The sequence below is a fragment of the Pseudomonas sp. R62 genome, assembly GCF_000257605.1.
In the GTDB taxonomy this organism is placed as follows: domain Bacteria; phylum Pseudomonadota; class Gammaproteobacteria; order Pseudomonadales; family Pseudomonadaceae; genus Aquipseudomonas; species Aquipseudomonas atacamensis.
Genome location: NZ_JH635998.1, coordinates 2,956,708 through 2,965,894 on the forward strand (window position 1 = coordinate 2,956,708; position 9,187 = coordinate 2,965,894).

General features: G+C 61.4%; 11 protein-coding genes. 3 read left to right on the forward strand and 8 right to left on the reverse strand.

All coding sequences use genetic code 11. The features are described from left to right. The 3 genes from OQK_RS14345 to OQK_RS14355 all read left to right on the forward strand — a co-directional run. On the forward strand, positions 1-434 hold a 434-nt coding region (locus tag OQK_RS14345), incomplete at its 5' end, for a hypothetical protein (RefSeq protein ID WP_038860947.1). Position 435: 1 nt separating this feature from the next. Then, a complete protein-coding gene (locus tag OQK_RS14350) occupies positions 436-2,055 on the forward strand; it encodes a DUF2300 domain-containing protein (RefSeq protein ID WP_016772995.1) in 1,620 nt (539 codons plus the stop codon). Between the two features lie 3 nt (positions 2,056-2,058). Beyond that, positions 2,059-2,871, forward strand: a complete 813-nt coding sequence (locus OQK_RS14355) for a YfaP family protein (protein ID WP_016772996.1) — start codon at positions 2,059-2,061, stop codon at positions 2,869-2,871. Positions 2,872-2,933: 62 nt separating this feature from the next. Here OQK_RS14355 and OQK_RS29960 read toward each other — a convergent pair whose 3' ends face one another. From OQK_RS29960 to eutB, 8 genes are all read right to left on the reverse strand, one after another. Further along, complete coding sequence (locus OQK_RS29960; protein WP_016772997.1) at positions 2,934-3,104, reverse strand: hypothetical protein; 171 nt, start codon at positions 3,102-3,104, stop codon at positions 2,934-2,936. 419 nt (positions 3,105-3,523) lie between these two features. Next, positions 3,524-4,270: a S24 family peptidase gene (locus OQK_RS14360; RefSeq protein ID WP_038860948.1), complete on the reverse strand. Its 747-nt coding sequence runs from the start codon at positions 4,268-4,270 to the stop codon at positions 3,524-3,526. Positions 4,271-4,487: 217 nt separating this feature from the next. Beyond that, positions 4,488-5,015 carry an inorganic diphosphatase gene (gene ppa / locus OQK_RS14365; RefSeq protein WP_016772999.1) on the reverse strand — a complete coding sequence of 176 codons (528 nt, stop codon included), beginning with the start codon at positions 5,013-5,015 and terminating at the stop codon, positions 4,488-4,490. Positions 5,016-5,127: 112 nt separating this feature from the next. Next, positions 5,128-5,940 carry a zinc-dependent peptidase gene (locus OQK_RS14370; RefSeq protein WP_016773000.1) on the reverse strand — a complete coding sequence of 271 codons (813 nt, stop codon included), beginning with the start codon at positions 5,938-5,940 and terminating at the stop codon, positions 5,128-5,130. Positions 5,941-5,944: 4 nt separating this feature from the next. Further along, the gene (locus OQK_RS14375; RefSeq protein WP_016773001.1) at positions 5,945-6,595 is read right to left on the reverse strand and encodes a DedA family protein; all 651 of its coding nucleotides are present in this window, start codon (positions 6,593-6,595) and stop codon (positions 5,945-5,947) included. Positions 6,596-6,823: 228 nt separating this feature from the next. Then, on the reverse strand, positions 6,824-7,285 hold the full coding sequence (locus tag OQK_RS14380) for a GNAT family N-acetyltransferase (protein WP_016773002.1): 462 nt from the start codon (positions 7,283-7,285) through the stop codon (positions 6,824-6,826). 115 nt (positions 7,286-7,400) lie between these two features. Continuing rightward, positions 7,401-8,225, reverse strand: coding sequence for an ethanolamine ammonia-lyase subunit EutC (gene eutC, locus OQK_RS14385; RefSeq protein WP_016773003.1), 825 nt, complete (start codon positions 8,223-8,225; stop codon positions 7,401-7,403). Between the two features lie 5 nt (positions 8,226-8,230). Further along, positions 8,231-9,187 (reverse strand): ethanolamine ammonia-lyase subunit EutB (eutB, locus tag OQK_RS14390; RefSeq protein ID WP_016773004.1); only part of this gene is annotated, 957 nt, incomplete at its 5' end.

The following is a 9,187-nucleotide window of genomic DNA, read 5'->3' on the forward strand; positions in this document are numbered from 1 at the left end:
CGCGTCTGGTGCCGGGCGACGAAGCGTTCACCTTCAAACTCGAGCCGGTCGGCACTAAACCGTTGTCCAGCGACAGCCTGTACCTGGATGAGGTGATCCTCACCAGCAAGGCACCGAAACCTTTGCGCTACGGCGTGCTTGAAGTGCCGCTGCCACCGGGCGCGGATGTCGAGCGCACGACGTGGGGCATCAAATTGCAGGGCAAGGACGGCACCGAGCCGACCGCGCTGGAGAAGGCGCGTTTCGAACCGGGTCAGTTGGCTTACGCGGTGCCGGTCGATGCATTGAGCGGTGAGTTGCGCCTGCGTCATCTGGTGCGCTTCTCGCAGAAGGGCCAGTTCAACCTCCCGCCGGTACGCTTCAAGCAAGTGTATGCACCGCAGCATCAGGCCCAAGAGGCGAAAGCCGCCCTTGGTCAGGTCACGGTCAACTGACATGCGCCGGCCGCTGTTGTGGCTGCTGATGGGTGTGATGCCTGCGCTGGCGACAGCGCAGGACGAGCTGTTGCGTGTGGCCTATCAGGGCGAGTTGTTGTCGTTGAGTCAGACGCAACTGATCAAGCGCGAACCGTTGCCAGCGTCGCTGGATGCGCCGCTGGGCAGTCTGTGGAAGTTGTTCGTCTACGCGTGGCTGGTGGATACCGGTGCACGGGAACCGGCTTATGAATGTCGCGGGCAGTCCAAAGAAGAAGTTTATTGCTGCTCGGCGGGCGGCAAGATCGAGCGGGATCAGGCACTGGTGAAGTCCTGCGGTCTGTATTTCGAACCGGCGCGGTTGGGCATTGCAGCGACGGATTGGCGAGCGTATTGGCAGGCGCGGCAGGCGCCGTCGTGGTTGCTGGATTTGCCAGCCGTGCAACCGGCAACAAGGGTTTCGGTTGCGGAGTTATTGAGCGTTCTGGCGTTGCTGCCAGCGCAGGATCAGATGCGCCGCGTGCTGCTCGATGTCGTACTGAACGCAGCGGACGGCAATGTCGTCGGCGAGTTGGGCGGGCGCCTGCGGGTGAAAACCTGGAGCTGGCTCGGCGACCAGGATGCACAATCGCGGCAAGGTGGATTCGCCGGCTGGAGCGCCGACGGCGCGCCAATCTGGGCGGGTGGACGCGGTACCAGTCAAATGGTCCTGCGTCATTACGCTCAGGCGCTTGCCAGCGTGTTGCCGACGGCGTGGCCAGCGGACGCGGGGCGTTGTGTGCAAGTCGGGCTGTTTTCGAAATATCCGGTTTCGAAAGTTCTGGCCGGGGATCGTGTTGCCAAGTCCGGGCCATTGCGCGGCGATTACCGCGTCGAATTCGCCAACGGCAATGCGCTGGACATCCACAGCGATGGCGAATTGTTTCTGCTCAACGACAAACTCGTCGCAAGACTTGATCGCGAAGAATATGTCGCTCGCGTTCTCGAACGCGAAGCCAAACCGCAACCCGCCGAAGCCGCCAAGGCGCTGGCCGTAGCGATCCGCACTTATCTGCTGCAAAACGCCACGCGCAACGGCGATTGCCTGAGCATCGACGACAGCAGCAATCGCCAGCGCGTCGCCCCGCGTCCAGCCTTGGCCGAATCACGCAACATCGCGGCGTGGACGGCGGATCTGGTACTGGCCGGCAGCACCGTCACCTATCACTCCGACCAGCCCGGCCCGGACAAACTCGCCTGGCAGCAAGCCGTCGAGCAAGCGAACGCTGGGCACCGCTACGACGCGATTCTTCTGCACGCCTATCCACGCGCCAGCCTCAGTCGTTGGGACAACCCGGTCGCCTCCTGCGAAGCATTGCCCGCCGCGCAAGACTGGCTGCAAAAGCAGCGACGCGGCTGGCGTCCGACGCTGGAAAGCGAAACCGGCTACAACGAAGTCAGCACTTTCGCCGTCTGCAAACTCGCCTTCGGCCGGCCCTTCGTCGACCGCGAGCGTCAGCGCATTTATGTGCGCGGCGTGCTGACCCTGCAGGATCGCCTCGACCTGACCCACGAATATCTGCACCTGGCCTTCGAAGCACACCCCAACGGCCAGGATGAAACCTACATCGAAGGGCTCGCCCGTCACCTTTTGCTGGAATAGACCATGACACTCCGTTATCCACAGGTCTTGCTGCTGCTCTGTGCCCTCAACGTACTGCCGCAAGCGTTCGCCGCCGATGGCGTCAAACTCGACACTCCGGTCGGCGGCTGGCGCAGCGGCGCACCGCAAGGCGAGGGCGAGAGCTTTCGCCAGACCGTCAACTACCCGGCCTCGTCGGTCAATACACCGCTTGGCCAGGCCAATACCGCCAGAATCAGCGGCCAGATCAAAGCCGTGCCGAAGAACAACGAACCCGGCCGCCTGATCGTCAACGGCGTCAGCATGCCGCTGAAAATCGACCCCGCCGGCGGCTTCGATCGCCCGTTCTCCTTCCCCAACGGCAGCAACAGCATCGAAGTGCGCAGCGCCGACGGCCAGCAACGCCACCGCACGCAATTCCTCAACGCCCGCGGCGGCGCCACCCCGGCCAAATTGCGCGTGCTGCTGGCCTGGGACAGCGACGGCACCGACCTCGACCTGCACCTCGTCACCCCCGACGGCGCCCACATCTGGTACGGCAACCGCAGCGCCGCCAACGGCGCCGCCCTCGACGTCGACGTCACCACCGGCTACGGCCCGGAAATCGCCGCCATGCCCGCGCCGATCAAAGGGCAATATCTGGTCTATGTGAATTATTACGGCGGCGGGTATCGCGGAGATGACGAAGGTGGGGATGAAGCGGTGCAGGCGCTGACCACGGCGCAGGTGACGGTGATTACTGAAGAAGGCACGCCGAGCGAGAAGATGGAAACGTTTGTAGTGCCGATGCGGACGGCGGGGGAGCTGACGTTGGTGAAGTCGTTCAGTTATCCGTGAGGGGAATTTGTCCAACAGGTTGTTGGACAAATTCAGCAACTGTAGCTGGGCGCTCGAACAGCTTACAGATCAGCCAGACTGACCTGCATTCGCTGAGGAGCGGCGAGGCGCTCGTGAACGATGGCGGCAAGTTCGTCATCTTCTTCACTGGCCAACTTATCTTCGGCAGGCGGCTCGCCTCGTTCGGCGGCGCGCTTCAGCGCGTCCTCAATGGGGAATGAGGTTTTGGGCATTTGGTGTTTCCTGCGATATTTGGCGGGACGGTAACCAATGCATTGGGCGCTATACAAGCTGGAATGCAATTTCAGCAATGGATATGGTTTGTTGCAGGCATTAAAAAGCCGGCTTGTGGCCGGCTTCTCGGGGACTGGCTTGGTTTATTTTTGGTAAACCGCGCCAGCCTTCAAAACGTACATCCGGATCTGCGTCCGGCTGTGGGACTTGGTCAGACGTTGGTCTGCCTCGTCGGGCGTCATCCGAGCCGCTGGGCGGGTCGATGCGCGAATGTGGGGCGCAGGATACTGAGTTTTGCTTTGGATTCCCAGCCTCAAGTGCGGTTTAGAGCGACTGAAGCAGTACAAATCCTGGATTTGTACCGGTTATCAGGGCCCTCTTCGCGAGCAGGCTCGCTCCCACAGATTCGAGTGAACTGTCATAGAAACGGCACCACCGGCCGGCGCTTGCCCAGTGTCGACCACCAGAACACCCAGCCAAGAATGTGAATCCGCTGCTCTTCGATCTGCGCCGGCCGGAAGACCTCGTCGGGGTATTCGGCGCTGTTGTGGCTGCGCATGCGCAGGCCGTTGCCGGGCATGCGGTGCAGGTATTTGATGCGCAGCATGCCGTCGTGCTCTACGGCGTAGATTTCGCCGTCGACGACCTGGGTCAGGCCACGGTCGATGGCGACGATGGAGCCGTCTTCGATGCGATCGGCCATGCTGTTGCCGATCATGTGCGCGCAGATGGCGTTGGCGTGCTGGATGTCGAGTTGATCGAGGTGGGCGCGGGGCAGGCGCAGGGATTGGTCGGGGTCGAGGATGACGTGGGTTTTGCCGTCGCCGTTGGCGATCGGGGTTTCCTTGAAAAATGCCAAGTCAATGTCGCTGGGGTTGATGACGGTGTAGACGCCGTAGATGGACTGGGCATCGAACGTGTCGCCGTTGCTGGCGGGTGGGTGCAGGCGCGCGACCTCCTTGACGCCTTCCCCGGTTTTCAGCCATTCACTATTGACCGACAACAGGCGTGAGACTTCTTCCATGCGATACGCCGGGACGCCCCGGGTGTACCAGTTATGAACGTTTTGGGCTTCCGTGCCCCAGAACCTTGCGAAATCCGTGGTGCTGATGTTCGCTGCTTCCAGGAGTGCCTTGAATCGTGGACCGCTAGTGTTCTTTCTCATAAACACGGAGTCTACGGCCGGACTAGAGCGGTTTGAATAAACCGGGCGTTCAAAAAAAGCCTGTATTTTGCGACGGGATGTAAGACGTACTTGTGGGAAATTAAACAGATTAAAACTGCATGTAGGAATTTAAACGCGCTGTTTAGCTGAAGCGTGCAGACACAAAAAACCCCGGATGTCCGGGGGTTTTTTCAAGCGTCACGCAAGGCGCAATGGCTTAGCCCTTGTAGGCGGCAACCGACTTGGTGATCGCTTCGCGGGCGGCGTCTGCGCCGGCCCAGCCTTCGATCTTGACCCACTTGCCCTTCTCGAGATCCTTGTAGTTCGCGAAGAAGTGCTCGATCTGCTGGATCAGCAGGGGTGGCAGGTCGGTGTATTCCTTCACGTCGACGTACAGCTGCGACAGCTTGTCGTGTGGCACGGCGATGACTTTGGCATCGCCGCCGCCGTCGTCGGTCATGTTCAGGATGCCGACCGGACGGGCGCGGACTACCGAGCCTGGCGCTACCGGGTAAGGGGTCACGACCAGCACGTCGAGGGGATCACCGTCGTCAGCCAGGGTGTTCGGGATGTAACCGTAGTTGGCCGGGTAGAACATTGGGGTGGCCATGAAACGGTCAACGAACAGGCAATCGCTGTCTTTGTCGATTTCGTATTTGATCGGCGCGTGGTTGGCCGGGATCTCGATCGCGACGTAGATGTCGTTCGGCAGGTCTTTGCCAGCCGGAATCTTGCTGTAGCTCATTGGGCGTTGCCCCCGTAGTTGACCAAAAACACTTGGCCGGATTGACCAAAAAGTGGCGGCGATTATAGGCACATTCCTACGCCGACGCCACGTACCAGAAGTCGTGCAGAGCTTAGTCGTGCGCCTGATAGACCGGGTCTGTGGCCTGAAGTTGCCGCAGTCTGCCCAACGGATCCTGCCGGTAGAAAAGCTGCAGTTGCAAGTAGACCTGTGGATAAGCCTCATGCAGCAGATCCGGGGCGCTGAAGAAGTATTCGCTGGTGACTGCGAAGAACTCCGCCGGGTTCTCGGCGGCGTAGGGATCGATGGCGGTTTCGGCGTCGGGATCGTGGTCGAGCTGGCGGTTGAGGTCGTCGTAGGCGGCCTGCATCACTTCAGCCCAGTCGCTGACGCGCATGTCGGTGTGCAGTGGCGGCAGGCCGTTGGCGTCGCCGTTGAGCATATCGAGCTTGTGCGCCAGTTCGTGGATCACCAGGTTGTAGCCTTCCCAGCCACCGCTGGCCTGTACGCCGGGCCAAGCGAGAATCACCGGCCCCTGTTGCCAGGCTTCGCCGCTGTGTTCGCCGTCCCACTCATGCTCGACGCCGCTGGCATCGCGATGACGTTGCGGGCTGAGGAAGTCATCCGGGTACAGCACGATCTCGTGGAAACCCTGGTACCAATTCAGATCACCGAGATGCAGCAACGGTAACTGCGCTTGGGCGGCGAGCAGCAGGCGCTGTTCCTGATGCAGTTCGACGCCGGGCAGGGCGGTCAGGTGTTTGTCGTCGAGAAACAGCACGCAGGCCTCGCGCAACCACTGGTCTTCAGCAGCGCTGATGCCATCGAGGAAGGAGAGTTGATGGCGCACCCGTTGCCACAGGTCGTCGGCAATCGGGTGCCTGGCCAGGAGGCGCCGGCGTCGCCAGGCGCTCAGTGACCACATCGGATCAGTGCGATTGCACTTTGGTGCCGCCGAACCGGCTGCGCACCACGCCGATGATCATCGGCACCAGCGACAGCAGGATGATTGCCACCACCAGCAGCGAGAGGTTTTTCTTGATGAACGGCACGTTGCCGAAGAAATAACCCAGGGTGACCAGACCGCCGACCCAGAGGATGGTGCCGAGCACGCTGAAGCCGAAGAAACGCGGGTACGGCATCCGCGCCACGCCCGCGACGAACGGCGCGAAGGTGCGGATGATCGGCAGGAAACGCGCCATGGTCACGGTCTTGCCGCCGTGCTTGTCGTAGAAGTCGTGGGTTTTTTGCAGGTAGTCGCGACGGAAGATTTTCGAGTTCGGGTTGCTGAACAGCTTCTCCCCGGCCGTGCGTCCGATCACGTAGTTGGTACTGTCGCCCATGATCGCCGCCAGCATCAGCAGGCCACCGAGCAGCACCGGATCCATGCCGCCGCCGGCCGCCACTGCGCCAGCGATGAACAGCAGCGAGTCGCCCGGCAGGAACGGCATCACCACCAGTCCGGTTTCACAGAAGATCACCAGAAACAGGATGGCGTAGATCCATGGCCCATAGTTGTTCACCAGCAAATCGAGATACACATCGAGATGCAGGATAAGGTCGAGCGGGTTGAAATCCATGGGGGCACCTGTATGACGGCCCGACTCGGCAGGCCTGTGCGGATGACTTCGTGTAAGCCTACAGCGGGGTGTAGTTTTTCTTACAAGCCGGAAAGATCGGGATTATACGGTCTGACCGCTGAAAAGCGCGCCGGTTTTGTAGCGGGGAGTGTCGCGAAGTGAGCAATTGTCAGGGAAGGGGCGGCCGTAGCGAGGGAGCGAACTCCCTCATCACCGAAGCCGTTGGAGTCAGAGCTCGTCGCTGATCGGCAGTACGTAGTTCTTGAACTCGGTGTCTTCCTTGAAGCCGATCGATTCGTAGGTTTTCTGCGCCACTTCGTTGTTTGCGCTGGTCGATACGCGCATGCGCACGGCCTGGGTTTCCTTGGCCATTTTCTTCGCAGTGCGGATCAGGTTGTCGGCGACCAGTTGCCGGCGCGCATCTTCGGCAACGTAGATATCGTTGAGAATCCACACGCGTTTGAGCGACAGCGACGAAAAGCTCGGATAGAGCTGGCAGAAGCCCATGAGTTTCTTGTCGTCATCGTCGGCCAGGGCCAGATAGATCACCGACTCTTTGCGGCGCAGGCGCTTCTCGAGGAACGCGCGGGAGGAATCCGGGTAAGGCAGGGAGCCGTAGAACTCGCGATATTTGACGAACAAAGGAGTCAGCAAATCCAGATGTTCGAGGGTCGCTTGAATAATCCGCATGATAGGTCTCGTCTTCAAGTGGCTGTCTTCAACTGCTCTGACGGCGATGGGAAACCCGGGCGGCCGTGCGTCGATCCTGCCTGAAAGCAGCGCAGAAAGGCAATGCGGAAACGGTTCAGGCTGGCGGTGGATCGAGCAGGAAGTTGCCTTTCATGTCGACAGCGTCGTCCGCCTCCAGTGTGTGCAGCTGAGCTTCATCCTTCAGGTTGACCCCCGACAGCTGCCGCCGACACGCCTCGCGCATCAGATACAGCAAGCGATGCGCCGCCATGCCGTAGCTCAAACCTTCAAGCCGGACATTGGAAATGCAATTGCGATAGGCGTCGGTGAGGCCGACCTTCGGCGCGTAGGTGAAATACAGCCCGAGGCTGTCCGGCGAACTCAGGCCCGGGCGCTCGCCGATCAGCATCACCACCATTTTCGCCCCGAGCAGTTGGCCGATCTCGTCACCGATGGCGACGCGGCCCTGCTCGACCAGCACCACCGGCGCCACGGACCAGCCGTCGCCGCTCATCTGCTCTTCCAGGCGCGTCAGGAACGGCAGGGTGTGGCGATGCACCGCCAGTGCCGACAGGCCATCAGCGACGACCATCACCAGATCGACCCCGCCCGGATGTTGGCTGGCGTAGTCGCGCAAGGTCTGCGCCGATTCATCGCTGAGCTTGCGCCCCAGGTCCGGGCGTTGCAGATAGGTGTGTCGGTCCGGCGCGGCGCTTTGCAGTGCCAGGGTTTCCCGCCCGCGCTCGCTCAGTTGTGCGCTGATTTCGCTGTGATCGAAGGCCAGGTGCACGGCATCGCGGGCCTGGGCGTGGGCAAACTGAAAATCCAGCTGCGCCCGCGTCGGCAGACTGGTGCCGGTGCGGCCCAGGGCAATGCGTGCCGGGGTCAGGCGGCGCAGTTCCAGCCATGGGTTTTGCGGATCGACCGGTGGTTTTTCCATAAGACTCATCCCAAGTGCGCCAAGGCCTGGCGGAAGGCCGGCGGCAGGTTGTTGCCGAAGCGAACCTTGCCGTCCGCCTGGGTGAAGATGCCCATGTTGGCCAGCCACTGCTCGAACTCTGGCGCCGGTTTCAGGCCCAGGGTCTGGCGGGCGTACAAGGCGTCGTGAAACGAAGTGGTCTGGTAATTGAGCATGATGTCGTCCGAGCCGGGGATGCCCATGATGAAGTTGATCCCGGCGACGCCGAGCAACGTCAGCAGGGTGTCCATATCGTCCTGATCGGCTTCGGCGTGGTTGGTGTAGCAGATGTCGCAGCCCATCGGCACACCGAGCAGCTTGCCGCAGAAGTGGTCTTCGAGGCCGGCGCGGATGATCTGCTTGCCGTTGTAGAGGTACTCCGGGCCGATAAATCCTACGACGGTGTTCACCAGGAACGGCTTGAAATGTCGCGCCACGGCGTAGGCCCTTGTCTCGCAAGTCTGTTGATCGACGCCGTGGTGGGCGTTGGCCGACAGCGCGCTGCCCTGACCGGTTTCGAAATACATCAGGTTCTGCCCGAGGGTGCCGCGCTTGAGGCTGAGCCCGGCGTCGTAACCTTCCTGCAGCACGTTGAGGTTGATGCCGAAACTGGCATTGGCAGCCTCAGTGCCGGCAATCGACTGGAACACCAGATCCAGCGGCACGCCACGGTTGATCGCCTCGATCGAAGTGGTGACGTGGGTCAGCACGCAGGCCTGGGTAGGGATGTCATAGCGCTGGATGATCGCGTCGAGCATTTCCAGCATCGCGCAGATCGAAGCGATGCTGTCGGTGGCCGGGTTGACCCCGATCATTGCGTCGCCGTTGCCGTAGAGCAGGCCGTCGAGAATGCTCGCGGCAATGCCGGACGGCTCGTCGGTCGGGTGGTTGGGTTGCAGGCGGGTCGACAGGCGCCCGCGTAAACCGAGGGTGCCGCGAAATTG